This window comes from Lebetimonas sp. JS138 (genome assembly GCF_000523335.1).
Classification (GTDB): Bacteria; Campylobacterota; Campylobacteria; order Campylobacterales; family Nautiliaceae; genus Lebetimonas.
The window spans coordinates 508710-535488 of the sequence record NZ_ATHT01000001.1 but is presented as its reverse complement, the minus strand read 5'-3'; the positions used below and the strand labels follow the sequence as shown (position 1 = coordinate 535488).

Sequence of the window (26779 nt, the reverse complement as noted above, 5' to 3'; positions counted from 1 at the left end):
AAGAGCTTAAATTGCCCTTTTAAATTCCGGATAAGCTTCTATTCCGCATTCTTTTACGTCAAGTCCTTCCACCTCCTCATCTTCGCCTGCTCTGAAATGTATAAATTTGTTTATAATATAAAGAATAATATAAGAAGCAATAAATGCAAAAATTCCAACTACTATAACACCTTTGATTTGAGCAGCTAAACTTACACCTTTTCCCCAGATTCCGGTCGCAATTGTTCCCCAAATTCCGTTTACCAAATGAACTGAAAGTGCCCCCACCGGGTCGTCAATTTTTAATTTATCAAAAAAAGGCACGGCATAAAATACCAAAATTCCCGCTATTAACCCAACTATAATTGAAGCAACAGGGCTTAACACATCCGCACCCGCCGTAATTGCCACAAGACCTCCTAAAGCTCCGTTTAAAATCATTGTGATATCAAATTTTTTATATGTTAGATAACTCAAAATCATAACAACAAGTCCGCCGATAAGACCGGCATTGTTTGTATTCATAACAACCATCGCCACTGTGTCAGCGGCATTTTTGCTTGAAATGCTTCCCACGCTTCCGCCGTTAAATCCGAACCAGCCTATCCATAAAAGCAGAGCGCCCAATACTACCAAAGGAATATTACTGGCAGGAACCACTTTTACTTTGCCATCTTTATATCTTCCTTTTCTAGGGCCAATAATTAATATTGCAGCTAAAAGTGCCCATGCACCGGTTGAATGGATTACTGTTGAACCTGCCAGGTCATGCATATTTGAAATATCAAGAAATGTTCCTTTAAGCAAATCGGCTCCCCATGTGAAATTAACAATTAGAGGATATATGAGCCCTGCCATAAAAACTGTAAAAATAGCAAGTGGAATTATCCTTGTCCTTTCACTAACTCCTCCGCTCATAATATTAACGGTTTTACCTACAAATGCCATTTGAAACAAAAATGCGGCATACATACTCATAGAGCTTTCATTCCAGCCTCCAAAAGCCAATGTATATCCCCAAAAGAAAAACACCAAACTTGCAACAATATAAATCATGGTATTAACCGTTAAAACGGTTGATACATTTTTTGTCCTGACAAGCCCGGCTTCAAGCATTGCAAAACCGGGTACCATTAAAATAATTAATGTAAATGCAAACAGTGCAAAAAAGGTGTCGACTACCCATGCCATATCCATTTTGCCCTCCTTTTATTCGGCTATTTGGCCACTTGTAACTTGGCTACTCACAACTCACAACTCACAACTCACAAGATGAAGATAAAGAAAAGAAAAAAGTGATTAAATTTTAATCAATTGAAATTTTGGATATTAGAAGTTCGGCTTTTTCTAAAGCGTTTTTTGAATTTTTGTCGCTTACTAATAATACTCCCATTCTTCTTCCAGGATGAGAATAAGGTTTTCCAAAAACTATAAATCTTGAATTAGTGCTGAAAATTTCTTTATCAAAATTAAAAACAGGAGTATAAGAAGTTTTATCTGCTTTATAAGCGGCACTTGCCCCAGGTGTAAGGAATTCAAAACCAAGAGGCAGATTTAAAACGGCTCTTATATGAAGGGCGAATTCGCTTTGCGTTTGGGTAATCATTGTTACAAGTCCGGTATCGTGAGGGCGGGGAGAAACTTCGCTAAAATATACCTCATCGCCTTTTACAAACATTTCTACTCCGAAAATTCCTCTTCCTCCAAGACCTTCAACTATTGTTTTAGCTATGTATTGGGCTTTATTTAAGGCTGTTTCATTCATTCTCATTTCCTGCCAGGAAAAAATATAGTCTCCCCCTTTTTGAATATGTCCAATTGGAGGGCAAAAAACAATTTCTTCGTCATTTTTAGCTGTAAGAAGGGTTATTTCATAATCGAAATCAATAAACTCTTCAACTATCAGTTCATCTGCACTTCCCCTGGCATCTGATTTTGCAAATTCCCAGGCGGTTATTATTTCTTCAGAAGATTTTACTATACTTTGTCCATGCCCCGAAGAGCTCATAACAGGTTTTACCACAGCCGGATAGCCGAGTTCTTCGCAGGCTTTTTTTAAATCTTCATAGTTTGTTACAAATTTGTATTTACTTGTTTTAAGTCCTAAAGTTTCAGCCGCGAATTTTCTTATGTTTTTTCTGTTCATTGTTTTATTAACAGCTTCGGCGTTTGGAATGATATGAATACCTTCATTTTCGGCTTCAAAAAGAGCTTCTATGTTAATAGCCTCAATTTCGGGCAATACGAAATTGGGTTTTTCCCTTCTTATTACATCAAGAACTTCATCTTTATTTTTCATATTAATTACATAATTCCTCCCAGCTACAAGCATTGCCGGTGCGTTTGGATATCTGTCCACCGCAATTACCTCACATCCCAGTCTGTTGGCTTCTATCGCCACTTCTTTTCCAAGCTCACCTGAGCCAAGAAGCATTATTTTTATTGAATTGGATTTTAGTGGAGTAGTCAATTTCATTTTATCCCCTTAATTTTTTAAATATATCATTAAAATTTATTTCAATTTTACATTTTGCATTAATGGTTATTTTTTCATTTGAAAAATCACCTATTTTTTTAAATCCATCTTTGTTTTCATAAACTTTTGCCATTTTAAAATCCGGATATGCAAGTATATAAAATTTCACTCCCTCTTTTTCGTAAATTTTAAATTTTTCATTTTCATCAATTCTTGCGGTTGAAGTAGAAATTACTTCTACAATTATTTCCGGTGCTTTTGTAATAAAATTATTTTCTTCATTGCAAATCATTGCAACATCTGGTCTTAAAACAGTAGTTTCATTTACAATATAATCTTCTTCAACTATTACAATACACTCTTCACATTTATTGTCATTTATGGAATTTCCAATTTGAATTGCAAACATTGTAGAAAGATATTGATGATTGATAATGGGGCTAGGTGCCATAGCAATTGGAAAACCTTCAATTAATTCCCAATCGCCTTTCCATAGTTTATAATCTTCATAGGTATATTTTAAAATAGGTGCTGCCATAATTTACCTTTTTTTAAATAATTATACCATTTATTGATGTATATCAAAAAAGTTTTTTTAAAGTAGTGGTAATATTGTTTTAAAAAAAGGAGATGACTTGAGGCTTAATGAACTAAAAATTGGCGAAAGCGGAATTATTAAAAAAATTTTGGCAAAAGAACCTTTAAAAAGCAGGCTGTTTTCGATGGGGTTTGCAAGAGGAGAAGAGGTAAAGGTTTTAAAACACACACTTGCAAAAAACACTTATGAAGTAGAAGTTAACAATATCCCGGTAGCATTAAGAGAAGAAGAAGCTAAAGAGATTGAAGTAAGGAGAGAAAATGAAAGAGATTAAAGTAGCCCTTGTCGGTCAGCCCAATGTCGGGAAAAGCCATTTAATCAATTCCATTTCGGGCGCAACGCTTCATGTCGGAAACTTTTCAGGCGTTACGGTTGAAAAAAAAGAAGTGGAGTTTGTTAGAGACGGTTACAAAATAAAGCTTATCGATTTACCGGGCACTTATTCTCTTCATACATATACACCGGAAGAAGATGTAACCAAAAAATTTTTACTAAATGAGGAATATGATTTAATTTTAAATGTAGTTGATTCAAATCAGATTGAAAAAAATCTGGTTTTTTCTTTTCAGATAGCGGATTTAGGGAGGCCTATGGCAATCGCTTTTAATATGTATGACGAATATTCAAGGCAGGGCGGGGAAATTGATACAGACAAGTTTTTTAAACTTACAAACATAAAGGCCGAAAACGTTTCGGCAAAAGAGAAATTTGGATTGGAAGAACTTTTTCAAAAAGTAATTAAAGCATATGAAGAAAAGAACATTCCAAAAATTTATTATTCTGAAACAGTGGAAGAGACAATCGAAAACTTAAAACCTTTTATTAAAGACTGTGATAAATTTTCAAAAAGATTTGTGGCGATAAGACTTCTTGAAGATGATGAGGATATTTACAAAATAATTCATGAAAAACCATGGTTTGCGGACTTAATGCCCGAACTTAAAAAATCAAAAGATATTTTAAGGGGTGAATATTCTGAAGAAGATACAAAAACCATTCTTTTTGAAGAAAGACTTGCTTTAGCAAAAGGAATAGTCACCCAGATAGCAAAAAAAGCAAAAAAAGAGACTTTAACAGAAAAAATAGATAAAATTTTAATTCATCCTATTTTAGGGCTTCCTATATTTTTATTTGTAATGTGGGCTATTTTTCAGTTAACGTTTTCTTTGGGTGCAGTTCCAATGGACTGGATTGATGCCGGATTTAATATTTTTGGAAGTTGGGTTGGAAATGCAATGCCCGAGAGTATGATAAAACAAGCACTTGTTGAAGGTGTAATTCCGGCAGTCGGGGCGGTTGTTATGTTTTTGCCAAATATCCTGATTTTGTTTTTGGGGCTAAATCTGCTTGAGCAGACCGGTTATATGGCAAGGGCCGCTTATGTGATGGACGGTGTTTTAAAAAGATTTGGACTGCAGGGGAGGGCATTTATTCCTCTTGTATCAGGTTTTGGTTGTTCAGTTCCTGCATATATGGCGGCAAGAACGCTCAAAAATCCAAAAGACAGACTTATAACAATGCTTGTTATAGGATTTATGAGCTGCGGGGCCAGACTTCCTATTTATGTATTATTGGTAAGTGCTTTTTTTGCACCTTCACTCCAGGGCGATGTTATGTTTGCCATTTATCTGGGCGGTGCCTTGACGGGGCTTATTGTTGCAAAAATATTAAGAATAGTTTTATTCAAAGGGGAGCCGGAGCCGTTTGTTATGGAACTTCCAAAATACAGATTTCCAAAAATAAAAGCTGTTATTTTTGATTTATGGGTAAAAACAAAACTGTTTTTAAGAAAAGCGGGTGTTTTTATCGGTATTACAGCATTTGGTATCTGGTTTTTAAGCGCTTATCCGAGAGCCGATATTGTTAAAAAATATGAGCCTTTGATTCAAAGTGCAAACGCAAATCAAAAAGAAGTTTTAGCAAATAAAATGCAGCAGGAAATTTTAGAAAATTCATATATAGCCAGAGTGGGAAAATTAATGGTACCTTTTACAAAGCCTCTTGATTTGGGATGGAAGGAAGATGTCAGTCTTCTTGTGGGACTTGCCGCAAAAGAGGCGGTTGTCGGAACTATGTCCGAATTATACGGAATTGGTGAAGCGGATGAAACAAGTAAAGCATTAATAGAAAAAATAAAAAATTCTATGCCGTTTACTGCTGCGGTTGCAATGATTATAATTGTTATGTTTTATTCCCCGTGTGTTGCAGCCATGAGTACATTTTATGCAGAAGTGCCACAGTGGGCCTGGAGAATTTTTTATACGGTTTATCCAAACGTATTTGCCTATATTGCGGCGTTTATAGGGGTTAGTTTGATAAAACTCTTCTCTTAATCTCTTTTTCATTATTTTTTTTTAAGTTTTTTTTGATATTATTTCTTTTAGACTTCATAAAATTTTTTCTACATTCAAAGGAGAATAATGTATTCAGGAATTACTGTTATTAAAAGAAACGGCAGAAGAGAACTTTTAGATATTTCTAAAATTAGAAAATATACCATGGCTGCCTGTGAAGGTCTTGAAGGTGTGGATTACAGCGAATTAGAGCTTGATGCAAAGCTCCAATTTCGTGACGGAATTACAACAGAAGAGATTCAGCAGACGTTAATTAAAACAGCTGTTGATAAAATCGATATAGACAGGCCAAACTGGAATTTTGTTGCCGCAAGGCTTTTTTTATACGATTTGTATCATAAAGTCTCAGGCTTTACAGGTTATAACTCTTTAGAGGAATATTTTAAAAAAGGCGAAACTGCAGGCAGGATTTTACCGGGGCTTAAAGAAAAATATGATTTAAATGAACTGAATGATTATATAAAACCCGAAAGGGATTTGCTCTTTACTTATCTTGGAATAAAAACGCTTTATGACAGATATATCATTAAAGACAGGGAAAATAACCCTATAGAACTGCCTCAGCAGCTTTTTATGGGCGTTGCCATGTTTCTTGCTCAAAATGAAACAAATCTTTCTTCTATTCCAGAAGAAGATAAGGAAAAAATAAATTTAAATGATGTAAAATCAATTAGAGGATATTGGGCTAAGAAATTTTATGATGTAATTTCTAAATTTGAAGTAATGGTAGCAACTCCAACTTTATCTAATGCAAGAACTACAAGGCATCAGCTCAGCTCTTGTTATGTAGGAAGTATGAACGATAATATAGAAGGTATTTTTGATGATTATAAAGAGATGGCACTTTTATCTAAATTTGGAGGCGGAATTGGATGGGATGTAAGTAAAATAAGGGCGCTCGGAAGTTTTATCGACAACCATAAAAATGCTGCAGGCGGAGTAATTCCATGGCTAAAAATTACAAATGATGTGGCAATTGCGGTGGATCAGCTCGGAACCAGAAAAGGGGCAATAGCCGTTTACCTTGAACCATGGCACATGGATATTATGGACTTTTTGGATTTAAAGAAAAATTCAGGGGAAGAGAGAAGAAGGGCGCATGATTTATTTCCCGCTTTATGGATTCCTGATTTATTTATGAAAAGGGTTTTAAACGATGAACTATGGAGCCTGTTTGACCCGTATGAAACTAAAGATTTGACTGATTTATACGGGGAGGAATTTGAAAAAAAATATATAGAATATGAAAACGACCCGAATATTACAAAAGAAAAAATAAAAGCAAAGGAATTATGGAAAAAAATTTTGCTTGAATATTATGAAACAGGCAATCCGTTTCTTTGTTTTAAAGACAATGCCAACAGACGTAATCAAAATAACCATTCAGGAATTATCAGAAGTTCAAACCTTTGTACAGAAATATTTCAAAATACCGAGCCGAATCATTATAAGGTAAAAGTGACTTTTGAGGATGAGAGTTTTTCTGTTTTTGAAGAAAATGACGAAATTGAGGTGGAAAGCGGAGGTGTAAAAGTAACTAAAAAAGCCAAAAAAATAACTTCGCTTGATTCAATTGAAGGTAAAAAAGTTTATATTGTTGAAAAAGTGCCGTTTGACGGGAAAACAGCTGTTTGTAACCTTGCGAGTATAAACTTAAGCAAAGTAAATACACCTGAAAAAATTGGCGAGGTTGTACCGATTGCTATTAGAATGCTTGATAATGTAATTGATTTAAATTTCTATCCTGTCAGAAAAACAAAAGATACGAATCTTAAAAACAGGGCAATTGGACTTGGGGCTATGGGTGAAGCTCAAATGCTGGCCGAAAGACAGATTTTTTGGGGAAGTGATGAGCATTTTAGAATAATAGATGAAATATTTGAAGGAATAAGCTATCATGCAATCAGTGCAAGCTGTGATTTGGCGAGGGAAAAAGGAAAATATCCCGAATTTGAGGGCAGCAGATGGTCTAAAGGCATACTTCCTATGGATACAGCCAATGAAGAAGCTAAAAAACTTGTTGAAAAAGATTTGTTTACGGCAATGAAGTATGACTGGGAAGGTCTAAGGGAAAAGGTAAAAGGCGGAATTAGAAACGGATATTTAATGGCCGTTGCGCCTACGAGTTCCATTTCTATTTTGACAGGAACAACCCAGACAATAGAACCTGTTTATAAAAGAAAATGGTATGAGGAGAATTTAAGCGGACTTATTCCTGTAGTTGTGCCAAATCTCAGTGCTGAAACCTATATGTTTTATACTCCGGCGTATGAGCTTGACCAGAGAGTTTTGGTAAAAGCCGCCGCAATAAGACAAAAATGGATAGACCAGGGGCAGAGTCTGAATATATTTATTACTACAGACAAAGCAAGCGGGAAGTATCTCCATGAAATTTATACGCTTGGATGGAAATTGGGATTAAAATCGTTTTATTATTTAAGAAGCCAGTCTCCTGAAGTAAAAGAAGAAGTAATGGACAGAAGTGTTGAATGCTTCGGATGCCAATAATTAATGTAAAATTTAAAATGGAAAATGTAAAATGAAAAAATATAAAAAACTATTGAAATAAGGGGTAGAAAATGAATATAAAAAAGCTGTTTAATTACAACTGTCCGATGCACAGAGGCTCAACCACCTCTATAATTAACGGTTGTACGGAAGGAATGATTAATCTTAATAAACTCTCATATCCCTGGGCATATAATTTGTGGGAGATGATGCTTGCAAACACATGGTTTCCAAGGGAAGTTGATTTAACAGATGATGCAAGACAGTATAAAAATTTACTGCCGGCGGAAAAAAATATGTACGATAAGGCATTGGCCCAACTGATTTTTATGGATTCAATTCAGACAAACAATACGCCCGACCATGTAAACCCTTGGATTACAGCACCTGAGGTTAATATGTGTCTGGTCAGGCAGGCATATGAAGAGGCTCTTCATTCCCAGAGTTATGCCGTAATGGTCGACAGTATTTCCCTTAATACGGATGAAATATATGAGATGTGGCGAACAGATGAAAATCTTAGAAAGAAAAACGAATTTATAGGCAATGTATATGAAGAGTGGGGAGCTAAAGCTCTCGCGGGCGATGACGAGGCAAAGATTTATATGATTGTGGCCAATCAGTGTTTAGAGGGTATTTATTTTTATAACGGATTTGCCGCTTTTTATGTGTTGGCAAGAGCAGGTAAAATGATTGGAAGTGCCCAGATGATAAGATTTATCCAAAGGGATGAGGTGACGCATACAGCCCTTTTTGCAAATATTTTTAAAGAGATAAAAAAAGAATTTCCAAAGCTTTTTACTCCTGAAGTTATAAAAAATATAAAAGATATGCTTTATGCGGCTTATGAGCTTGAAAGAGACTGGGGATGGTATATTACACAAGACCAGATTTTGGGAACAAGCGGGGAATTAACAGACAGGTTTACCAAATATCTTGCAAATAAAAGGGCAAATGCCATGGGAATCGAGCTTTTATTTCCAGAAGCGGGACTTAAAAATCCTATCAGCTGGTTTGACAGCTTTTCTAGTTTTAATGAGCAAAAAACCAACTTTTTCGAAGGCAATGTTGTAAACTATTCCAAAGGCAGTTTAAGCTTCGATGATTTTTAGACAAAAAGAAATTTCTATAAAAGTCCCAAGTCGGGGTTTTTTTATTGTTACGGATAAAATTTTAAATTCAGTAAACATAAGCGATGTAAATGTCGGAATAATAAATCTGTTTTTAAAGCATACCTCCTCATCCCTTACTATCAATGAAAACGTCTCCCCTGAGGTCAGAATTGATATGGAAGAAATTTCTTCTTCTTTAGTGCCTGACGGATATAATTATAACCATTCATTGGAAGGGGCGGATGATATGCCCGCCCATTTTAAATCTTCTATGTTCGGGGTAAGTTTGAATATTCCGATAACCAATGGAAAATTAAATCTTGGGACTTGGCAGGGGATTTATTTAAATGAACACAGAAACCGCCCGGGTGTTAGAAAAATTGTAATTACCGTGTGGGGTATTTAAAAACAGTTTATTTTATAAAAAATACTTATACTTTCTTCTGTTTGTTCTTTTGGGGAAGGTAATGTATTTATGCTCTTATACATAGGTTTGAACATCGGTTTGACATTTACAGGATTGGAATTTATTTTAATATCTGTGGGATAACATTTTAATTTTAATTTTTTTGATAAATTTTTTGCATCTTTTAAAGCAAAAGAGTATGCTTTTGATCTCAGGTTGTTAATCAGTTTGGTTTTATCATTTTTATTTAAATCCAAACTAATGGCGGATAATGTTTTTTCCCCGATTAAATTTGTGAAAATTTCCGAAAAATTTTTAACATTATCTGTTTTAAACTGACAATCAAGGCTCATATTCCCTATATATCCTACAAATTTTTTGTTATTTTTATTATAAATATAATCTGGATAAATTGTATAATTGATTTTTTGGCAAATATTGTTTGCTTTTTTAATATTAAAATCTATTTGTTTTATTAATTTTTCAAGATTTTTTTCTTTTATTTTTATATTTAATTTTGTTTTATAAATATTCGGTTTATATTTCGTTTTAAAAATTTTTATATTGGTGATTTCATAAGAAAATAAAAAATTTAACATTAAAAATAAAAAAAATATTTTTTTCATTTCAATCCTTTAAGATATAATATCGTTATTATTATATCATAAGGAATAAAATGGAGATAATAGATTTTTCTAAAATTGAAAATACTAAAAGATATAAATTAATGTCGGATAATATAATTCCCCGTCCGATTGCTTGGATAGTAACAGAAAACAACGGATTAGTTAATTTGGCTCCGTTTAGTTATTTTATGGGTGTATGCGGTGAGCCTTCCATTGTTATGGTAAGTGTGGCAAAGAAAAAAAGACATGATATAAATGAGCCAAAAGATACTCTGGTAAATATTAAACAGACAAAAAAAGCGACAGTATGTTTAGTGCCTATAGAATTAACAGAAAAAATGGATAAAACAAGTGAAGTATTGCCTTATGGAGAAAGCGAAGCTGAAAAGTTTGGAATAAAACTTGAAAGGATTGATGAGAATTTTCCACCGATTGTAAAAGGATGTAAAAGGGCATTTTTAACCACATTATACGGAACTTTTGAAAAAGAAGAAATGGTAAATGTCGCTTTTTTTCTTGAAATAAAAAAAATGTATTTTGAAGGAGAATTTGAACCGGTTGCAAGGGTTGGAAAAGGATATGCGAAACTTTGTGAAATGGATAATAGATGAAAACAATTAAATTTGAAAATCAAAAAATAACTCCCTGCAAAATAGTATGTGTTGGTAGAAATTATGTAGAGCATATAAAAGAACTTAACAATGAAATACCAAGTGAACCAGTATATTTTATAAAGCCTAATTCTTCAATAAGTAATGAATTAAAAATAGTTGATTATTCTCCAACACATTATGAAGGAGAGATTTGTTTTTTAATTGAAAATAAGAAAATTGTGGGTGTTGGATTTGGTTTTGATTTGACTTTAAGGGAAATTCAAAGTAAGTTAAAACAAAAAGGACTTCCATGGGAGAGGGCAAAAGCGTTTAAAAATGCCGCAGTTTTTAGTGATTTCGTTGAAATTGATGAAACTGAAAATTTGGAAATAGAGGTTTATAAAAATGGAAAATTAGTCCAAAAAGGCGATGTTTCTTTAATGATTTATAAGCCGGATTTTTTAGTTAAAGATATTGATAAAATTTTTGGGCTTGCAGATGGAGACATTATAATGAGCGGAACGCCAAAAGGCGTCGGAGGGGTAGAAAAAGGAGATAAATTTACAGTAAGAATTTTAAAAAACAAAAAGGTTTTGATTGAAAAAGAATTTACCTGTATCTGAAATATTCCGCTCCATTCAGGGCGAGGGAAAATATGCCGGAAGAGTAAGTATCTTTTTAAGGCTTGGGGGATGCAACCTTAAGTGTCCGGGATTTGGTGAAAAGGGGTGTGACAGTTATTATGCCGTTAATAAAAAATACGAAAAAGAATGGAAAAAGATTGATATTGACGAAATAATAAACAGAATAAATTCTTTAAAACAAAAAAATGAAGATTTGGTGATTACAGGCGGCGAGCCTATTCTTTATTATAAACAGATTTACCCTTTGGTAGAAAATTACGGAGGAAATATTACCGTTGAAACAAATGCCACTATTAATATAGATTTTGAAAAATATCCAAGATATAAAGATGTTGTTTTTGCTATGAGTGTTAAATTATCTAACAGCGGGGAAATGTATGATAAAAGAGTAAAAAAAGAGGCTATAAAAAATATTGCAAAAAACGCAAAAAAAAGTTTTTTTAAATTTGTTGTGGATAAAAACAATTTAGAAAAATTAAAGAAAGAAATTTTTGATATAACCGAAGGAATAAATTTGGATATTTACTGTATGCCTATGGGAGAAAGTAAAGAAAAGCTTGAAAATAATGCAAAAAGCGTATTTGAATTTTGTCTGAAAAACAATTTTTGCTATTCCGACAGGCTTCATATCAGAATTTTTGGTAAAAAAAAGGGAGTTTGATGATTATTAGAAAACTTTTTAAATTTGAAAATGCACATATTGTAAGAAACTGTACAAGCAGACGTTGCAGCCGCTCAATTCACGGGCACAGCTATAAAGTGGAAATTTTGCTTGAATCAAATTTTTTGGATAACGGAGGGATGGTATATGATTTCGGTCTTATGAAAACTACTATTAAAGAATTAATAGACAGTTTTGACCATGCCATAACATTATGGAAATATGATAACTCCGAATATATTGAATTTGCTAAAAAATTTAGCGAAAGATGGATAATATTGCCCGTAAATCCATCTGCCGAACAGTTTAGCAGGGTATTCTTTTTAATGGTTGATAGAGTTTTAGGTTTAACTGTGTTTCGAAACAATGAAAAAAACATAAAAGTTAATTCTGTAATAGTCCACGAAACGGATACGGGATATGCCCGGTGTTTTAGGGAAGATGCGTATAATATTGAAAATATGGGAGAAATTAATTTAAAAGAGATTATTTTCAGCGATCAGATAAAAAAGGAATGGAGTGATTATTATATGTGGGATAAAATTATTAAAGGTGAGAACTTTATTAATCCAAAGCCTCTTAAAAATTGACTTATAAATAAAATTGTGTTATTTTAAATAAAAAAAGGATGATAATGAAAATAGCAGTTCCGGTAGGGGGTGAAAATTTAGAAATTGTAACAAGAACGGGCAGGGCACCGTATTTTGCAATATTTGAATATGAAGGAAATAATTTTAAATTACTTTCTTTAAATGAAAACACTCACGCAAAAGAAGAGCACGAACATGAAGAAGGGCATCAGGAGGAACACAGCGAAGATGAAGTTGCCCATCATCACAAACATGTAAAAGCATCAAAAGTTGACGGGTGTGATTATATTGTTGTAAGAGCGGTCGGACCGAATATGAAAGATGCGTTGGAACTTGAAGGTATAAAAATAATAAAAGTTAGAAAAAACGCAGGTGAGAGGGCACCTGAAATTTTAGAAAATATAAAAGGAGAATTAAAATGAGAATAGTAATTCCTACAAATACCCCTGACGGATTAATGGCGAAAAGAGGGGCTCATTTCGGAAGAGCGCCTTTTTATGTAATGGTTGATATTGAAAACGGTGAAATAAAAGATGTTGATTTTGCTCAAAATTCAGGCCATGGCGATGGGGCATGCGGTAATGCCGTTAGCAATATTAAAAATCTCGGAGCTGATGCCTTGATTGTTGCGGGAATCGGCCCAAGACCCCTTGAAGGATTTATAAATGAGGGAATAGATGTATATTATGATGATTCTACAAATACAGTAGAAGAGGCAGTAAACAGATTTTTAAAAGGTAAAACAGAAAAAATGAGTTTGGACAAATCCTGTTCCCATCACAGATTTTAATAAAAGGATTTAAAATTTATTAAATCCTTTTTTATATTTCTTGCAATAAGTAAAATTTTTGGTATAATTTTACTCCACAAAAGGAGAGGTGGGTGAGTGGCTGAAACCGGCGCCCTGCTAAGGCGTTGTACCCGTTTAGGGTACCGCGGGTTCGAATCCCGCCCTCTCCGCCATTTTTTCTTATACTAAAAGTGTCTGTCACTAATATTTCTCATTTTATTGTTAATAATCTTATTAAGATGGATAAATGAATATTTGTTTTGGTATTATTATAAAAAGGATTTATTTAATTATTAAAAGGGATATAATGAATATTTACCAAAAGCTGCTAAAGTATTATATTTTTTATGTATTTATTTCCATTTTATTGATTGTCGGGTTTTTTTCATATTCTTACCATAATTTGTTTAATAATTTTACTGAAGATTATGTTCAGGAAAAATTATCTCAGGTTGATTTTATTATAAAAAAAGAAAAACAGTTTCTGGAAAAAATAACAAATGACTGGGCTGAGTGGGATGATGCATATAATTTTATACAAAATAGAAACAAAGAGTTTATCAAATCAAATTTCGGGGGAGGAGATACATTATTAAATCTTGGAATTGATGGCATGATATTTTTAGATAAAAATTTAAATTTAGTTTATGGCAGAGCTGTAAAAAACAATAAAGAGATAATTTTAAAAAAACTGCCCCCTTTTAACTACAAAAAAAATGGATTTAGTGTTTATTTAATAAATAATAATATATATTTTGTTTATATAACAGATATTACAAATACCAATGAGACTAAAAAATACGGTAAATTAGTAGTTTATGAAATATTAAGTAAAAAAATTTTTGAAAAAAACGGGTTTAATGTTGTTAATATTGTAATAAAAAATAAAAATAGACTATATAACATTAAAAATGAAAATTTAATAATTTATTATCCTCTAAATAATAAAATTATTTTGGCTCTTTCTATTGATTACAGTAAAAAACTGTTGATTTTTGAAAAACATTTTTTAAAAATGTTTTTAGCTGAGACAATAGTTTTAATTTTATTATTTATTTTTGGATTGATTTTTCTTAAAAAGATAATTAACGATATTGATTTTGTCTTTAATACTTTAGTTAAAGGATTAGATGATATCAGAGAATTGGAAAAAGTTACAAAGTATAAATATTTTTTAAAAGAATTTGAAAAAATTGCCTCTGTTTTTGAAAAAATGTATGAAAAACTTTATAACTATGAAGAAATATATAAAATTTTGGATGAATATGCACCTTTTGGTGTGGCTATTTATAGAAAAAATCTGCTTTATGCCAATAAAATTTTATTAAATATTTTAAATATAGATAGAAAAGATTTTAATAAAATAAATCCGTTGGATTATATAGAAAATGAAAGCATAAGAGAAAAAATCAGAAAAATAAATCAAAAAAGATTAAACGGAGAAAAAATAACTTTAAAAGAAAAAAATGTACTAATAAAGAAATTATAAATGTTTCTAAAAATATAGAAAAATGCTTTTTATCAAAAAAACAGATGCGAAGATATATTTGGCTTTTGGAAAGATTATACCATCGAAGAAATTTCAAAAAGACTAAATATTGCTTTAGGAGATATAAATAAATTTTTAATTAAAGCAAAAAGTGAAAAAGCAATAATCGAATATATATGTAACAAATATGGATACCGCTTCAAAATTTGTGTAAGATAAATTAGAATAAGAAAAAAATAAAATGAAAGGATATATTATGAGAAAAGAAGCGGTATTAAATAATATAGATTTTAAAGAATTAAGCAAACAATGTAAAACTCAAGAAGATATATCAAAATTAACAAAAGAATTTATGAAGAATATGATAGAGAATATGCTAAAAGCAGAGATTGAAGAGTTCGTAGAGAATAATGATATTTCAAAGAATGGTTATTACTCAAAAACAGTTCGTAGTGACAGTGGAGAGATTAGGTTAAATATTCCAAGAGACAGAAAGAGTGAATTTGAGCCTCAAATAGTAAAAAAAGGCCAAAGGACTATCAGTGGGATAGATGATAAGATAATAGCAATGTATGCGAGAGGGATGAGTTTAAGAGATATAGAAAAACAGGTAAAAGAGATGTATGATGTAGAAATGAGTGATAGCTTAATTTCAAGAATAATAGATAAAATAACTCCTGAAATAAGAGAGTGGCAAAATAGGACATTAGACCCCATATATCCAATAGTATATATGGATGCTATGGTGTTTAAAATAAAAGATGATAACGGTTTTTATAAAAACAAAGCATTACATTTTGTAATAGGAATAAATTTAGAAGGCAAAAAAGATTTACTTGGTATGTGGATAACAGAGAATGAAGGTGCAAAATTTTGGTTAAACATTGTAACAGAGCTTAAAAACAGAGGAGTAAAAGATATTTTAATAGCTTCGGTTGATGGATTAAAAGGGTTTAGTGAAGCAATAAACTCTGTTTTTCCTCAAACTATAGTACAAAGGTGTATTATTCATCAAATTAGATATTCAATGAAATATGTTGGTTCTAAGTACCCAAAAGAGTTTATGGCTGATTTAAAAAAAGTATATAAAAGATGCAGCTGAAATTGCATTACTTGAACTTAAAATACCCATTAGCTGTTAATTCTTGGAAAAACAACTGGGAAGAATTATCAACTTACTTTGAGTATTCAGAACCTATTAGAAGGATTATTTACACTACCAATACTGTTGAAGGATTTAACAGACAAGTTAGCGAAAGGAGGATTTAATGATGATGATTCGTTAAAAAGACTGGTATATTTAATATATAAGGATATTTCAAAAAATGGCTAAAATCCATATCAAATTGGGCTGAAATTATCTCTCAATTTGGTATAATTTTTGAAAACAGACTAAAACCTTATTTAAAATGATTTTTATGCTTTACACAAAAAATGAAGCGGTCTCTTTCTTTTTCAAAAGCTTCTAACTCTATTTTTTATCACTTTTTCTAATTTTAAAATATAAAAAGAATTATAAAAAGACTAAAAGAAAAGCTAAAAAACCTGTTTTTAGAAACAATATGAAAAAAGATAAAGAATATTTTATTAAAAGAAAAATAAGAAAAGGTATTGAAACAGCCTTTTCTATTATAACAGCTAAATTTGGTAAAGTTATTAAAGCTAAAATTTACTTTAAAAGTAACTTTTAGGATAATAATAATTAATTGACAATAAGTGATATAATTTAATAAATAAAGGAGCAAGCGATGAATAGCGTATTAATGACTTACTTAGGAGTTGGAGCATTTTTATTAGCAGGTCTTATATTTGCTTTATTAGTAAAACCGGATACTAAACACAATCCAAAACACGAGAAATAAAAATGATAGAAAAACTTAAATATATTTATATTCTCTTTTGTTTCATTGTTCCAGCTGTTTATTTTGGAATAGTAGGGAATTTTAAAATAAGTGCGTTTTTACTTTTAGCTGTATTGGTAATTAATTATTTGGAAAAGAGAAAAGATTTAGTGGATAAGTTTTTTTAAATTGTAATTCTTATAGTCAACTTAATAAATTATTATTAATTGCAATTTTTTTCATAAAAAATCTCTATTAAAACTTAACACAATTCAAATCTATATAAACTTGATTTTATACTCCAATTGGTGTATAATGAATAAAAAAGGATTGCTATGAGAATGCAAACCAGTATAAGAGTTGAAAAAGAATTTTACGATGAAGCAAAAGAAGTATTTAAAAAATTAGGATTATCTTTTGGGGACGCTGTAAATATCTTTTTAGCAAAAGTTGCTATGGAGAAAGGTATTCCATTTGATTTAAAAGTTCCAAGTAAAGAATTAGAGAAAAGAATTAACAACATTGAAAATAATAAAAATATTCAAACCTATGAAACTACTAAAGAATTATTTGACGATTTAGGTATTTAAATGTTAAAAATTAAAATAGAAAAATCTTTTAAAAAAGATATTGAAAAAGTAAAGAAAAGTGGTAAATATTCAAAAGAAGATTTTGAAACTTTAAAACAAATTATTGAAAAACTACAAGCAAGTTATATTATAGTTTATATATAGTTATTCTATAACACAGAGTTATATATATTTATTTACTATATTTTAATAGTATTATTCTATAATATATATTGACTATATATAAACTATAACAATATAAATAAGCATTTAAGCTAAATTAATCAATTTTTGATTATTTTTTATCATCTTTTGCCGTTTTTTCGTTATTTTTTTAACGATTTTTTATTGTTTTTTAAGTGTATGCAGTCTTTATACTTGATTTTTAGCTATAGTTATTATATAATATACATTAAATAGTTAAACTATAATATAAAATGAAAGGATTGAAATGAGATTAAAGCTTGAAAACATAGAATTTACGTTGCCTAACAGACTGATTGACGCAGTAATAACGGGCAAAATAAGCGACCCCGAAATCGTCAACGCAATTAATACACTGCTAACAAAGTCAAAAGTTATTAACAGGTTAAGAAATCCGGAAAAGGCAAGAGCTGTTAAGACTACAAAGACAAAAGAGAAGATTCAAAACGCTGTTAATCTTTTAAGATTACAAGGCAAACCGGTAAACGCTTATCAGGTGGCAAAATTAAGCGGAGTTTCTTATAACACTGCAAGAAAGCGAACTAATTTAATAGTATTTGCGAACTAATTTAATAGTATTTCATCCCATATTTAACTAAAATTTGCAAAAGTAAATTATTTATTTCATAATTTTTGGAAGTAATTAAATGTTCATATATTATATTTTGAGTAATAAATCCATATTTAAATAATTTTCTTTTCATGTCTTCATAATAATCTAAATTTTTTTCTGATCCGATTGTAATCACCAAAGGCGGAATCAAATCATTATCATTTTTATATTGTAAAACCTTATTTACAATATTTTGAGAATTAAATTCTTCAATGGAATAATCTTTTTTATTTATTAATTTGAATTCTACATTTGTTTTTTCATAAATTGATTTCAATCCTTTAAAAAGATTTTTTATGTATGTGGTTTTAGAAGTATTAATCGTTCCATCAATTAGAATAATAGTTTTTATTATATTTTTTTCTTTTTTCAAAATAGTAGGTATCCTTTTAGGATAAATAGTTATAATATCTTCATTCGTTTTAACTAATAAATTTGTTATATAATCTACCTTTTTAAAACCTATAAATTTTACAGGATAAAATCTATAAAATTGTTTTTGATAAGGCTGAATATTTAAATAAGCAATATTACTCTTTTTTATGGCATTTTCAATAAAACTCTTTCTTTCAACATTTGGAATAGTCATATTTCTATTTATATCTTTAGGCGAATAGTAAAATTTTAAATGACTTGCAAGGTAAGAATATATTATATTGTTATTATTCTTTTTAAATATTATTCCTACAATAGGTTCTTGCTGGATTTGTATTTTTTTACCTTTTTGTTTAAAATAATTTACAATCATTTCTAATTCTTTTTGATAATTTGGATCATTAGGATACAAAATTTTTTTTATAATACCTATATTTTGATTACCTATTGGCCTTACTTCTTTATTTATTAAATTTGATTTTTTATGATATTTTAATTCTTCTAATAAAGTATATTTAGGAATAATAGATTGTTTTATATCTAGAGAAAGATAAAATTTATCAATTTTTTTCTTTTTTTAAGAGGGAAGAGATAAGACGCAAACGAATGATTGAACTGATGCCTAAATTCAAAGAACTAAAAACCGAAAACGAGGAGCTTAAAAACCGAAAACGAGGAGCTTAAAAAAGCGGCGTCGGGAACTGAAGAATACAAAAAAATAATAGAAGAATACGAGCAAAGGATTAAAGAGCTTGAAGATGATTTTTACAATTTAAAAATCAAAGCAGGTTGTATAATTAAAAAATTATTTGCTAAACTAACACAAAAGAGAATTCAATTTAACGAGTTAATAGAAAAAAGGAAAGCTAATGAGAAGAATTATAAGAAATGTAATTGCAGTTGAAATATGGTCAATAAAAAAATTATATAATTAGAAAAAAAGGAGACGCTATGATACAATGCAGCGAAGAAAAATTAGCCCAAATAGTCGAAGAGGTGATAGACAAAAAAGTGATAGCAAAAATTAGATGAAAAATTAGACGAAAAATTAAGCAAACATCTTTACGAAAACAGGGAAAAAATGTATAACGCCCTATCAGAAGAAAAAGAAAGATTAAGAATGGAAATGCAGTCTTTCATATCCCAGGATATAAACACTATGATTAAAAGCGTTTTAACTGAAACGATAGGCAAAGCGGTAGATGTCGTTAAAAATAAAATGGAAATCGTTAAAGAAAAAGCTGAAATGGATATGGAAGAAAACAAGGAACAAAGAGAAAAACAGATGAAAATATTGCAGGCCCTTGACAATGCCTTTAATCTCATCATGAAAAAAATAGATGAAAGAGAATTTAGCAAAGACGATATTGACGAAGAAAAACTTGACAAAATAGACAAAGCTGTTGAGGAATTGAAAAAATATATAGACAAAAACGGCGATGAGCTTTATGAAGCGTTAGGCAATAATATTGTTCATATAGCAGAACTTTTAGGCGATAGTACAGGAACAATAAGAGGAGATATACTAAAACTCCAAAAAGTCATCTCAGCCGATTTGGCAAGCGTCAATTCAAATATCAGTTCTGTAAGCAGACAGGTCGGTTCAATAGACAGGAATATGATAAGCAGATGGTAAGAGGGGTAGGCTGCCCCTGTTTTGAATTAAACACAAAAGTAAAAAAAAATGAAAACAATTTTTACAATAGGACATTCTATTCACACATTAGATAATTTTACTAATTTACTAAAAAAATATAATATTGATGTAGTTATTGATGTTAGGAGTATGCCTTATTCAAAATATGTTGATTGGTTTGATAAGGAAAATTTATTTTTTTTCTTAAAGAAAAACAATTTCAAGATTTTTAAGAAACAAATTAAGTATTAATCATATTTATCCGGATAAATTAATATCTCAAGAAGAACTTGAAGAAAAGCTTATAAAAAAATATAAAAAATTTTTGCCTGAAAAAAACTTATTTGAGAATATATCCGAAAAAGAGAAATTAAATGAAGCCTATATATTAAGAAACAGGGATATTGCATATAATATTTTTACAAAAGAAGGTAACTAAAATAAGGGATTTTTATGATATTGCTTATATGTTAAAAGAAAAAATCCTAACTCCAAAAGAGTTCCTTTATAATGTCAGAAAATATTATATTACCTATACAGACGATTATATAACAACCATTTTGAAATATAAACAACAGGAAAAAGAAGATGAAAAATTAGAAGGGTTAATAAAAGGAGAAGCTCCTACGTTTAATAAATTAAAAGATTTTATTTTAAAAGAAATTTTAACCTTTATTGACAGAGAAAATAAAAAAAAGATGGAAAATAAAAAAGTAAAAATAAAATCTTTTAAGAATAAATTATGAGTAATAAAAAAATTTGTGATATAATTGTGTAGGAGATACAGGGCAAGAGTCACTATCAATAGGACTATAACTATCCTATCCATCGGCTACCTTTCAGTTGGGCTATCCCAACTCCCTACCCGCCACCCTTGCCGGATTAGCCGATGGTAACCTACCACGATTAAAATACAAAATATTTAAAACAAGCAAAAGAAGAGAGGATAATATGAGCCAATTAGATAAACAAAAAGAAAAAGTATCAAATTACCGATTAGCTTGGGGAATTGTTTTAACTGCATTATTTGGTATGATAGCTTTTATTTTTAATGCATTTGATAAATTGCCTTTTTTTAAACAATTATTAGTAACTTTTGGATTTATTGCTATAATAGTTATAGTTTTATATTTAACTTGGAAATTAAAAATAGAAACTGACAAATTGGAGGATTTACAATGAATGGAATATTATTGGGAATAATTGGAGGATTAATAACACTAATCGGAATAATAATAATTTTTAATAGCGATGTTAAACATAAACCAAAACACGAGAAATAATTAAAAAGCAATATTAAGGAAGAAAAAAATTTGTGATATAATTGTGTAGGAGATGGCAAGGGAAAATCCCTCACTTTTTAGTAGAGCGGTGTCGCCACCACCGCTACTACTATGAGGATTAATAATATCCTCACAGCACACCTCCTGCGGTATTCTAACCGCATATCCCCACCCTACCGCCACTTGCGGTAGTGGAACAACCACTCTATAACCTACCACGATTAAAATACAAAATATTAAAAACAAGCAAGAGAAGAGGTCATAATATGAAAATAATCAAAAAAATGTGGTATGATATAGAAACACGAGGAGAAATTTTTAAAAATATTGGACTTGGATTTTTTTTGACATACTCCCCACGCCTAAAGGCGGGGGATTCTGGCTTTAAGCGATGGTAGCCTGTTTAATAATAGGTCTTACACCATCTATGCCAAAGGTTGATGCCCCAACCTTGCAAATATTTATACTTGCGTTTATGTCTCTATCGTGTTTTGTCTTACATACAGGACATATCCAAACTCTCTCTTTTAAGTTTAAATCCTCTTTTACATATCCGCAGTTAGAACAGGTTTTACTCGAAGGATAATATCTGTCTATTTTTATAACATTTACTTTATAAGAGAGAATATTTACAAATTCGCTAAAAGCATAATCAATAATTTTTTTACCCCATAACTTTTGCATTGCTTTTAAATTTAAATCTTCTATTGCTATATATTCATATTCTTTTGCTAATTTGTTTGCTAATTTATGAAAAAAATCTCTTCTTGAATTTGCGACTTTTTTATGTAGTTTTGCAAGTTTTTTTCTTGCAAACTCTCTATTGTTAGATGATTTTTTCTTTTTAGAATGCTGTTTTTGAAGTTTTTGAAGTTCTTTTAAGGTTTGGAGATAATATCTTGGAGCTTGGATTTGTGTTCCATCTGATAAAGTTAGAAAAGTTTTCAATCCAAAATCAATGCCCACGATTTTACCCGATGTGGCACTGATTTTTTTATATTCCTTTTCTATTGCAATACAAATCCAATAATCCCCGATATTATCTCGCTTAACGGTTACAGTTTTTATTTTTCCGTCTATTTCTCTGCTTAACCAGAATTTAAACTTATAGCCGTTAAGCCAGATAATATTGTTATCTATTTTATATTTATTAATTCCAAATTGAGGGTCAACTTCACAAAGAATATGAATGTGGTCTTTATCAGTTTCCATTTCTATTATTTCTACATCACACTCTTTAGCTACTTCTTGTATTATTTCTTTTAATCTTTTTTCTACTTCTCCAACTAATATTTTTCTCCTGTATTTAGGGCACCAAACAATGTGATATTTGCAGGAATAAACAATATTTCTATTTGATTTATATTTATCTACGCATTTCATATTTGTATTATATCAAATTATTTAATATAATACAAATTAATAAAAGAGTTTCAAGGAAATTAAATTTCCTATCAACTCTTTTATCGCCTTATATCCCTATGCCTAAAGGCAAGGGCTTTACGGCGTTTTTTTTGTAAATGCAGGTTATGGAATAAGTCTATCAAATATCCAAATAATCAACTGGGTAGATGCAATATTAGGATTAATTTTAATACTATCAGGTATATACTTGGAAAGGAAAAGCAAATGGGACATATAATCTGGACTACTTTTGGAGTGATATTAGCAATATTAGCAATATATTCAGTAATTCAAACAAGTAAACACAAACCACGCCACGAAAAATAATATGAGTATTTATATATTTTGGGCTTTATTTGCAACAGGAGCTTTGATATTTGCTTATTGGGTAACTCATACAACCAAACACAAACCAAAACACGAGAAATAATTAAAAAGCAATATTAAGGAAGAAAATAATTTATGCTATAATTGTGGTAGCAAGATACCAAGAGGGAGTTCCCCTCTCCCTCTCAGTATGCCATCACTACAATGATTTTAACTTATTTAAATAATCATAAAAATATATTCTTCTTTAACCAAAACTCAAAAAACGGGTCTTGAAAATAATATATATTATTTTGTTTATCTATAATATCTTTTTTAATTAAATTTTTAATAGCTGTTTGCAAAGAAGGGGCTTTTATCATTTCAGGAACATATTCATCAGAATAAATATTTTCTCCACCGCTTAAAAGAATTATTTTTAAAGCTATTTTTTGATTTTTAGTTAAATTGTCCCATAAAGCAATAAAATATTCTTTCTCTTTTGAAGTGGGCATAGACGTTCCTGAAATAGATTTGATTTATGATAAAAACGGGTTAATCCATTACGCTGTTAAAAGATTTGACAGAAAAGAAAATAATGAAAAATTACATCTTCATACCATTGCTACAATGGAACATCTGGATTTCAGGATACCGGCTCATTACAGTTATTTAAGCGTATTGAATTTAACCGATTATTTGACACAGGATTATTCTCAAATAAAAGAATTGTTTAAAAGAATGGTTTTTAATATTATAGGAAGAAATCAAGACGACCACGCAAAAAATTTTTCCTTTATGATGGATAAAAATGGAAATTGGCGTCTATCCCCTGCGTATGATATTACATACGCATTTGGAACGGGTTATACAAAACATCATCAAATGACAATAAACGGTAAAACAGATGATATTGAACTGAAAGATTTATATGAAGTAGGTGCTAAAATAGGTATTTCTGAAAAGGAAGTTAATTCAATTGTTGAGGAAATAGGAAATAAATTTTTAGAGTTTAAAAAAAGAGCAGTAAAATTAGGAATTAATAAAGAATTTGTAAATCTAATCTCTTATATAGTTAATGATAAAAGATGTATAAATGCTTGTTTAGAAGTAAACGATTTTGTGCCGATGGAGGTAAAACAATGAAAAAATTATTACTTTTAATTCCGTTTTTGTTATTTGCATTCACAAGCAAGTATCTGCCAAATTATGATATTCAGGCAGAGTGTTCTCAGATTTTGCATAAAAAGGCGTTTGATATATGCTATTCGTGCAAATGGAAAACTCCAAAGTTGGTAGTTTATAAAGTATAAAAATGAATAATAATATAGAAATGGCAATCAGTGCAATACTTGGGGCATTTTTGTTTATGGCGTTATTGTTTATCACTCTTTTTACGGCTTATAAGCTAATTATCTTTATTTGGAATAAAAAAAGAAAAAAAAGAGCGTATCTTTTGATAGTCGATGGATTCAAAGCAATAACTGTTGATAACAACGGAATTCCTGTTATACTTGAAAAAAACGGGAATTTTGAATTAAATTAAAACACAAAGGAGTAAAAAATGGAAAAGTTTGAAATAAAAGATGAAAAAATTAAAAAATCTAATGAAAAATCTAAACCTGAAATTAAAAAACTTGACGAAAATGAAAAAAACCATTTAGAAACCAAGTGGGACATTGATAATACGCTTGATTATTATTCAATTGAAAGAGGGATAGTGACAACTCCGGAAAATATAGATTTTATCTTTTATCATAAATTTTATGTCGGTGTTGATAAAAACGGCTGCATAAAAGATGCTTTAATTCCACCACCAAAAATAATTAACGAGCATGGCATACATCAAATTAGATATTCAATGAAATATGTTGGTTCTATTACTTGAACTTGAAGAAAAACGAAAGGAGGATTTAATGATGATGATTCGTTAAAAAGACTGGTATATTTAATATATAAGGATATTTCAAAAAAATGGCTAAAATCCATATCAAATTGGGCTGAAATTATCTCTCAATTTGGTATAATTTTTGAAAACAGACTAAAACCTTATTTAAAATGATTTTTATGCTTTACACAAAAAATGAAGCGGTCTCAATAATTTAATCATCGAGATAAATAACGGTGTATTGTCAAAGGGTCCTACCGGAGAAGCACTATATAACGGAAATATCTTAGGAATAAATCCTAATACTTGTACAAATGAAAAGGTTGCCCCATGGAAAGACAACCAAATAAAAAACGGATTTTATTCTTCAATTTCTGTTAGACTGATTTATGATTTGACAATTAATTTATATTCTGAATTTACTGATTTTTACACAGAGGAAATTGTTAATATTATTTTATCAATCAGAACGTCAATAATGATGGCTTATGAAAAAAATAAATATTTTAGTAAACTTAAATATTTGACTTTTTATGATGAAATAACAAATTTAGGAAACTTAAACAAATTTAAAAAAGATTTTAATGAATACGAAGGTGAATATACTTTATGTATGATTAATATAAAAGATTTTACTTCAATTAATGCAAATTTCGGTTTTGAGTTTGGTAATAAATTGTTAAAACAAATAGGTATTGAGCTAAAAAAACATATTAAAAAGATTGATGAAGTTTACAGAATGTATGATGACAGGTTTTTACTGTTTTTAAAAGCCAATATATGGAATATAGAAACCATTAAAAATATAACAAACAAAATCTATAATATTTTTTCAAATGAAGGTATTGAAGTTAACGGACAGAAAGTTTTTTTGGAAATAAACGGCAGTTTGGTTGATTCAAAAAATATTAAAAAGGAAAAAGCGCTTGAAGGTTTGATTTATGCATATGTTTTTGCAAAAAATGTTGTTAATAAATTTGTAATTTATGAATTATGGATGAGTGAGGAAGTTCAGTACAGGGTTCATTTAAAAGAATTATTGTTTAAAGCCATCAGGGAAAAACTGTTTGAAGTATATTTTCAGCCTATAGTTGATATAAAATCATATGAAATAGTTCAGTTCGAAGCACTTTCAAGGCTAAAAGACAACGGAAAATTTGTTAATATGGAAAAACTGATGAATATAGCAACCGAGCTTCAAATTATTCCGGAGATTACAAAAATTGTAGTAGAAAATGTAGTTAAACATTTAAAAATATTTAAAACTGCAAATCCTGATATAGGAGTTTCTATTAATGTTTCAAAACTTGATATGGAAAGTGACTTTTTAGAATTTTTTAAAGACAAAGTAATATCAAACGAGTTAAACTTTGAAAATTTTTCTTTAGAAATAACTGAAAGAGAATCTATTGAAGATACCAAGTTAACTCAAAATTTTGTTAAAAAGTTAAAAGAGGTTGGGGTTAAATTTGAAATAGATGATTTTGGGGTTGCTTATTCCAATTTGAAACAAAGTGTGAGTATAGATTTTGATGTATTGAAAATTGATAAAAGTTTTGTAGACAGAATATTTGAAGAAAGAATTAAAATAGTTGTTTCTACCATTATTTTATTTGCAAAAATGTTAAATGTAAAAACAATTGCGGAAGGCGTTGAAACAAAAGAGCAGCTGGATATTTTAAAAGAATTGGGTGTAGATTATATCCAGGGATATTATTTTGCAAAACCTATGCCTTTTGAAGAAGCGGTTGAATATTTAAAAAAGAATATGTGATTTTTCCTTTTTTTAAGGAAAAATGCCACACCTAAGGGAAGAGCAAAAAACAGAAGAGTG

Annotated in this window: 32 protein-coding genes, 1 tRNA gene and 2 pseudogenes; 27 read left to right on the top strand and 8 right to left on the bottom strand. The window is 30.0% G+C overall.

Annotated elements, in window-relative coordinates; translation table 11 throughout:
* Positions 1–6: 6 nt before the first annotated feature.
* From DZ67_RS0103025 to DZ67_RS0103015, 3 genes are all read right to left on the bottom strand, one after another.
* Positions 7–1176: an ammonium transporter gene (locus DZ67_RS0103025; RefSeq protein WP_024787198.1), complete on the bottom strand. Its 1170-nt coding sequence runs from the start codon at positions 1174–1176 to the stop codon at positions 7–9.
* A 109-nt stretch (positions 1177–1285) separates the two neighbouring features.
* Complete coding sequence (purT, locus tag DZ67_RS0103020) at positions 1286–2455, bottom strand: formate-dependent phosphoribosylglycinamide formyltransferase (protein WP_024787197.1); 1170 nt, start codon at positions 2453–2455, stop codon at positions 1286–1288.
* Position 2456: 1 nt separating this feature from the next.
* The gene (locus DZ67_RS0103015) at positions 2457–2993 is read right to left on the bottom strand and encodes a Uma2 family endonuclease (protein WP_035003079.1); all 537 of its coding nucleotides are present in this window, start codon (positions 2991–2993) and stop codon (positions 2457–2459) included.
* A gap of 97 nt (positions 2994–3090) precedes the next feature.
* Here DZ67_RS0103015 and DZ67_RS0103010 point away from each other — a divergent pair, with 97 nt between their 5' ends.
* From DZ67_RS0103010 to DZ67_RS0102990, 5 genes are all read left to right on the top strand, one after another.
* Positions 3091–3327 carry a FeoA family protein gene (locus DZ67_RS0103010; RefSeq protein WP_024787195.1) on the top strand — a complete coding sequence of 79 codons (237 nt, stop codon included), beginning with the start codon at positions 3091–3093 and terminating at the stop codon, positions 3325–3327.
* Positions 3314–5386, top strand: a complete 2073-nt coding sequence (feoB, locus tag DZ67_RS0103005) for a ferrous iron transport protein B (protein WP_024787194.1) — start codon at positions 3314–3316, stop codon at positions 5384–5386. Before DZ67_RS0103010 ends, feoB begins: the two co-directional genes overlap by 14 nt.
* A 99-nt stretch (positions 5387–5485) precedes the next feature.
* Positions 5486–7915, top strand: coding sequence for a ribonucleoside-diphosphate reductase subunit alpha (locus tag DZ67_RS0103000; RefSeq protein ID WP_024787193.1), 2430 nt, complete (start codon positions 5486–5488; stop codon positions 7913–7915).
* Positions 7916–7986: 71 nt separating this feature from the next.
* Positions 7987–9027 (top strand): ribonucleotide-diphosphate reductase subunit beta, encoded by a 1041-nt coding sequence (locus tag DZ67_RS0102995; protein WP_024787192.1) that lies wholly within the window; start codon positions 7987–7989, stop codon positions 9025–9027.
* Entirely contained in the window at positions 9017–9433 is a 417-nt protein-coding gene (locus DZ67_RS0102990; RefSeq protein ID WP_024787191.1) for a secondary thiamine-phosphate synthase enzyme YjbQ, read from the top strand. Before DZ67_RS0102995 ends, DZ67_RS0102990 begins: the two co-directional genes overlap by 11 nt.
* Here DZ67_RS0102990 and DZ67_RS0102985 read toward each other — a convergent pair.
* Positions 9430–10059 carry an SIMPL domain-containing protein gene (locus tag DZ67_RS0102985; RefSeq protein WP_024790712.1) on the bottom strand — a complete coding sequence of 210 codons (630 nt, stop codon included), beginning with the start codon at positions 10057–10059 and terminating at the stop codon, positions 9430–9432. The two genes, DZ67_RS0102990 and DZ67_RS0102985, sit on opposite strands and share 4 nt — an antisense overlap.
* A 50-nt stretch (positions 10060–10109) precedes the next feature.
* Here DZ67_RS0102985 and DZ67_RS09755 point away from each other — a divergent pair, with 50 nt between their 5' ends.
* The 13 genes and pseudogenes from DZ67_RS09755 (at position 10110) to DZ67_RS0102910 (ending at position 18008) form a co-directional block, all read left to right on the top strand.
* On the top strand, positions 10110–10670 hold the full coding sequence (locus tag DZ67_RS09755) for a flavin reductase family protein (protein WP_024787189.1): 561 nt from the start codon (positions 10110–10112) through the stop codon (positions 10668–10670).
* Positions 10667–11275 (top strand): fumarylacetoacetate hydrolase family protein, encoded by a 609-nt coding sequence (locus tag DZ67_RS0102975; RefSeq protein ID WP_024787188.1) that lies wholly within the window; start codon positions 10667–10669, stop codon positions 11273–11275. The genes DZ67_RS09755 and DZ67_RS0102975 overlap by 4 nt, the downstream gene beginning before the upstream one ends.
* The gene (locus DZ67_RS0102970; RefSeq protein ID WP_024789397.1) at positions 11250–11957 is read left to right on the top strand and encodes a 7-carboxy-7-deazaguanine synthase QueE; all 708 of its coding nucleotides are present in this window, start codon (positions 11250–11252) and stop codon (positions 11955–11957) included. Before DZ67_RS0102975 ends, DZ67_RS0102970 begins: the two co-directional genes overlap by 26 nt.
* Entirely contained in the window at positions 11957–12547 is a 591-nt protein-coding gene (locus DZ67_RS0102965) for a 6-pyruvoyl trahydropterin synthase family protein (protein ID WP_024787186.1), read from the top strand. Before DZ67_RS0102970 ends, DZ67_RS0102965 begins: the two co-directional genes overlap by 1 nt.
* Before the next feature lie 44 nt (positions 12548–12591).
* Positions 12592–12969, top strand: a complete 378-nt coding sequence (locus tag DZ67_RS0102960; protein ID WP_024787185.1) for a NifB/NifX family molybdenum-iron cluster-binding protein — start codon at positions 12592–12594, stop codon at positions 12967–12969.
* Entirely contained in the window at positions 12966–13337 is a 372-nt protein-coding gene (locus DZ67_RS0102955; protein WP_024787184.1) for a NifB/NifX family molybdenum-iron cluster-binding protein, read from the top strand. Before DZ67_RS0102960 ends, DZ67_RS0102955 begins: the two co-directional genes overlap by 4 nt.
* 82 nt (positions 13338–13419) lie before the next feature.
* Positions 13420–13510 (top strand) — tRNA-Ser (locus tag DZ67_RS0102950).
* Positions 13511–13644: 134 nt separating this feature from the next.
* Positions 13645–14826 carry a CHASE4 domain-containing protein gene (locus tag DZ67_RS0102945; RefSeq protein ID WP_024791765.1) on the top strand — a complete coding sequence of 394 codons (1182 nt, stop codon included), beginning with the start codon at positions 13645–13647 and terminating at the stop codon, positions 14824–14826.
* Positions 14827–15082: 256 nt separating this feature from the next.
* Positions 15083–16239: pseudogene (locus DZ67_RS09750) on the top strand (IS256 family transposase).
* A gap of 451 nt (positions 16240–16690) precedes the next feature.
* Positions 16691–16855, top strand: coding sequence for a hypothetical protein (locus tag DZ67_RS10560; RefSeq protein WP_156919568.1), 165 nt, complete (start codon positions 16691–16693; stop codon positions 16853–16855).
* Between the two features lie 147 nt (positions 16856–17002).
* The gene (locus tag DZ67_RS0102920; RefSeq protein ID WP_051433535.1) at positions 17003–17257 is read left to right on the top strand and encodes a type II toxin-antitoxin system RelB/DinJ family antitoxin; all 255 of its coding nucleotides are present in this window, start codon (positions 17003–17005) and stop codon (positions 17255–17257) included.
* Positions 17258–17401 carry a hypothetical protein gene (locus DZ67_RS10555; RefSeq protein WP_156919567.1) on the top strand — a complete coding sequence of 48 codons (144 nt, stop codon included), beginning with the start codon at positions 17258–17260 and terminating at the stop codon, positions 17399–17401.
* A gap of 286 nt (positions 17402–17687) precedes the next feature.
* Positions 17688–18008 (top strand): hypothetical protein, encoded by a 321-nt coding sequence (locus DZ67_RS0102910; RefSeq protein WP_024791764.1) that lies wholly within the window; start codon positions 17688–17690, stop codon positions 18006–18008.
* A gap of 1 nt (position 18009) precedes the next feature.
* Here the strand turns inward: DZ67_RS0102910 and DZ67_RS0102905 are convergent, their stop codons facing one another.
* Positions 18010–18801, bottom strand: coding sequence for a hypothetical protein (locus tag DZ67_RS0102905; protein ID WP_024791763.1), 792 nt, complete (start codon positions 18799–18801; stop codon positions 18010–18012).
* Between the two features lie 708 nt (positions 18802–19509).
* Here DZ67_RS0102905 and DZ67_RS0102895 point away from each other — a divergent pair.
* The 4 genes from DZ67_RS0102895 (at position 19510) to DZ67_RS0102875 (ending at position 21246) form a co-directional block, all read left to right on the top strand.
* Complete coding sequence (locus tag DZ67_RS0102895; RefSeq protein ID WP_024791762.1) at positions 19510–20064, top strand: hypothetical protein; 555 nt, start codon at positions 19510–19512, stop codon at positions 20062–20064.
* Positions 20065–20112: 48 nt separating this feature from the next.
* Positions 20113–20316: a DUF488 family protein gene (locus tag DZ67_RS11220; RefSeq protein WP_024787174.1), complete on the top strand. Its 204-nt coding sequence runs from the start codon at positions 20113–20115 to the stop codon at positions 20314–20316.
* A 152-nt stretch (positions 20317–20468) separates the two neighbouring features.
* Complete coding sequence (locus tag DZ67_RS0102880) at positions 20469–20810, top strand: hypothetical protein (protein ID WP_156919566.1); 342 nt, start codon at positions 20469–20471, stop codon at positions 20808–20810.
* A gap of 97 nt (positions 20811–20907) precedes the next feature.
* Positions 20908–21246, top strand: a complete 339-nt coding sequence (locus tag DZ67_RS0102875) for a hypothetical protein (RefSeq protein ID WP_156919565.1) — start codon at positions 20908–20910, stop codon at positions 21244–21246.
* A gap of 485 nt (positions 21247–21731) precedes the next feature.
* On the opposite strand, the gene DZ67_RS10625 is transcribed toward DZ67_RS0102875, so the two are convergent.
* The 3 genes and pseudogenes from DZ67_RS10625 to DZ67_RS0102840 form a co-directional block, all read right to left on the bottom strand.
* Positions 21732–22487, bottom strand: coding sequence for an RNA-guided endonuclease InsQ/TnpB family protein (locus DZ67_RS10625; RefSeq protein WP_084021908.1), 756 nt, complete (start codon positions 22485–22487; stop codon positions 21732–21734).
* 3 nt (positions 22488–22490) lie between these two features.
* Positions 22491–22730: pseudogene (gene tnpA / locus DZ67_RS10815) on the bottom strand (IS200/IS605 family transposase); the annotation flags it as partial.
* 575 nt (positions 22731–23305) lie between these two features.
* A complete protein-coding gene (locus tag DZ67_RS0102840; protein WP_024787171.1) occupies positions 23306–23572 on the bottom strand; it encodes a hypothetical protein in 267 nt (88 codons plus the stop codon).
* On the opposite strand from DZ67_RS0102840, the gene DZ67_RS09735 reads away from it, so the two are divergent.
* The 5 genes from DZ67_RS09735 (at position 23565) to DZ67_RS0102820 (ending at position 26719) form a co-directional block, all read left to right on the top strand.
* Entirely contained in the window at positions 23565–24203 is a 639-nt protein-coding gene (locus tag DZ67_RS09735) for a type II toxin-antitoxin system HipA family toxin (protein WP_024791761.1), read from the top strand. The genes DZ67_RS0102840 and DZ67_RS09735 overlap by 8 nt on opposite strands.
* Positions 24200–24370 (top strand): hypothetical protein, encoded by a 171-nt coding sequence (locus tag DZ67_RS10545; RefSeq protein ID WP_156919564.1) that lies wholly within the window; start codon positions 24200–24202, stop codon positions 24368–24370. Before DZ67_RS09735 ends, DZ67_RS10545 begins: the two co-directional genes overlap by 4 nt.
* A 2-nt stretch (positions 24371–24372) precedes the next feature.
* Positions 24373–24603 carry a hypothetical protein gene (locus DZ67_RS0102830; RefSeq protein WP_024791760.1) on the top strand — a complete coding sequence of 77 codons (231 nt, stop codon included), beginning with the start codon at positions 24373–24375 and terminating at the stop codon, positions 24601–24603.
* A gap of 18 nt (positions 24604–24621) precedes the next feature.
* Complete coding sequence (locus DZ67_RS0102825; RefSeq protein WP_024791759.1) at positions 24622–24945, top strand: hypothetical protein; 324 nt, start codon at positions 24622–24624, stop codon at positions 24943–24945.
* A 241-nt stretch (positions 24946–25186) separates the two neighbouring features.
* Positions 25187–26719: an EAL domain-containing protein gene (locus tag DZ67_RS0102820; RefSeq protein WP_024791758.1), complete on the top strand. Its 1533-nt coding sequence runs from the start codon at positions 25187–25189 to the stop codon at positions 26717–26719.
* Positions 26720–26779: the final 60 nt, after the last annotated feature.

Coding starts and splice junctions, on each gene's coding strand:
- DZ67_RS0102995 (WP_024787192.1), top strand. CDS start 7,987: ATGAATATAAAAAAGCTGTTTAATTACAACTGTCCGATGCACAGAGGC.
- DZ67_RS0103015 (WP_035003079.1), bottom strand. CDS start 2,993: ATGGCAGCACCTATTTTAAAATATACCTATGAAGATTATAAACTATGG.
- DZ67_RS10560 (WP_156919568.1), top strand. CDS start 16,691: ATGATAGAAAAACTTAAATATATTTATATTCTCTTTTGTTTCATTGTT.
- DZ67_RS0102965 (WP_024787186.1), top strand. CDS start 11,957: ATGATTATTAGAAAACTTTTTAAATTTGAAAATGCACATATTGTAAGA.
- DZ67_RS0102905 (WP_024791763.1), bottom strand. CDS start 18,801: ATGATTGTAAATTATTTTAAACAAAAAGGTAAAAAAATACAAATCCAG.
- DZ67_RS0102990 (WP_024787191.1), top strand. CDS start 9,017: ATGATTTTTAGACAAAAAGAAATTTCTATAAAAGTCCCAAGTCGGGGT.
- DZ67_RS0102830 (WP_024791760.1), top strand. CDS start 24,373: ATGAATAATAATATAGAAATGGCAATCAGTGCAATACTTGGGGCATTT.
- DZ67_RS0102825 (WP_024791759.1), top strand. CDS start 24,622: ATGGAAAAGTTTGAAATAAAAGATGAAAAAATTAAAAAATCTAATGAA.
- DZ67_RS0102945 (WP_024791765.1), top strand. CDS start 13,645: ATGAATATTTACCAAAAGCTGCTAAAGTATTATATTTTTTATGTATTT.
- DZ67_RS10545 (WP_156919564.1), top strand. CDS start 24,200: ATGAAAAAATTATTACTTTTAATTCCGTTTTTGTTATTTGCATTCACA.
- DZ67_RS11220 (WP_024787174.1), top strand. CDS start 20,113: ATGAAAACAATTTTTACAATAGGACATTCTATTCACACATTAGATAAT.
- DZ67_RS09755 (WP_024787189.1), top strand. CDS start 10,110: ATGGAGATAATAGATTTTTCTAAAATTGAAAATACTAAAAGATATAAA.
- feoB (WP_024787194.1), top strand. CDS start 3,314: ATGAAAGAGATTAAAGTAGCCCTTGTCGGTCAGCCCAATGTCGGGAAA.
- DZ67_RS0102985 (WP_024790712.1), bottom strand. CDS start 10,059: ATGAAAAAAATATTTTTTTTATTTTTAATGTTAAATTTTTTATTTTCT.
- DZ67_RS0102955 (WP_024787184.1), top strand. CDS start 12,966: ATGAGAATAGTAATTCCTACAAATACCCCTGACGGATTAATGGCGAAA.
- DZ67_RS0102895 (WP_024791762.1), top strand. CDS start 19,510: ATGTATAACGCCCTATCAGAAGAAAAAGAAAGATTAAGAATGGAAATG.
- DZ67_RS0102910 (WP_024791764.1), top strand. CDS start 17,688: ATGAGATTAAAGCTTGAAAACATAGAATTTACGTTGCCTAACAGACTG.
- DZ67_RS0102840 (WP_024787171.1), bottom strand. CDS start 23,572: ATGCCCACTTCAAAAGAGAAAGAATATTTTATTGCTTTATGGGACAAT.
- DZ67_RS0103025 (WP_024787198.1), bottom strand. CDS start 1,176: ATGGATATGGCATGGGTAGTCGACACCTTTTTTGCACTGTTTGCATTT.
- purT (WP_024787197.1), bottom strand. CDS start 2,455: ATGAAATTGACTACTCCACTAAAATCCAATTCAATAAAAATAATGCTT.
- DZ67_RS0102975 (WP_024787188.1), top strand. CDS start 10,667: ATGAAAACAATTAAATTTGAAAATCAAAAAATAACTCCCTGCAAAATA.
- DZ67_RS0102960 (WP_024787185.1), top strand. CDS start 12,592: ATGAAAATAGCAGTTCCGGTAGGGGGTGAAAATTTAGAAATTGTAACA.
- DZ67_RS0102920 (WP_051433535.1), top strand. CDS start 17,003: ATGAGAATGCAAACCAGTATAAGAGTTGAAAAAGAATTTTACGATGAA.
- DZ67_RS10555 (WP_156919567.1), top strand. CDS start 17,258: ATGTTAAAAATTAAAATAGAAAAATCTTTTAAAAAAGATATTGAAAAA.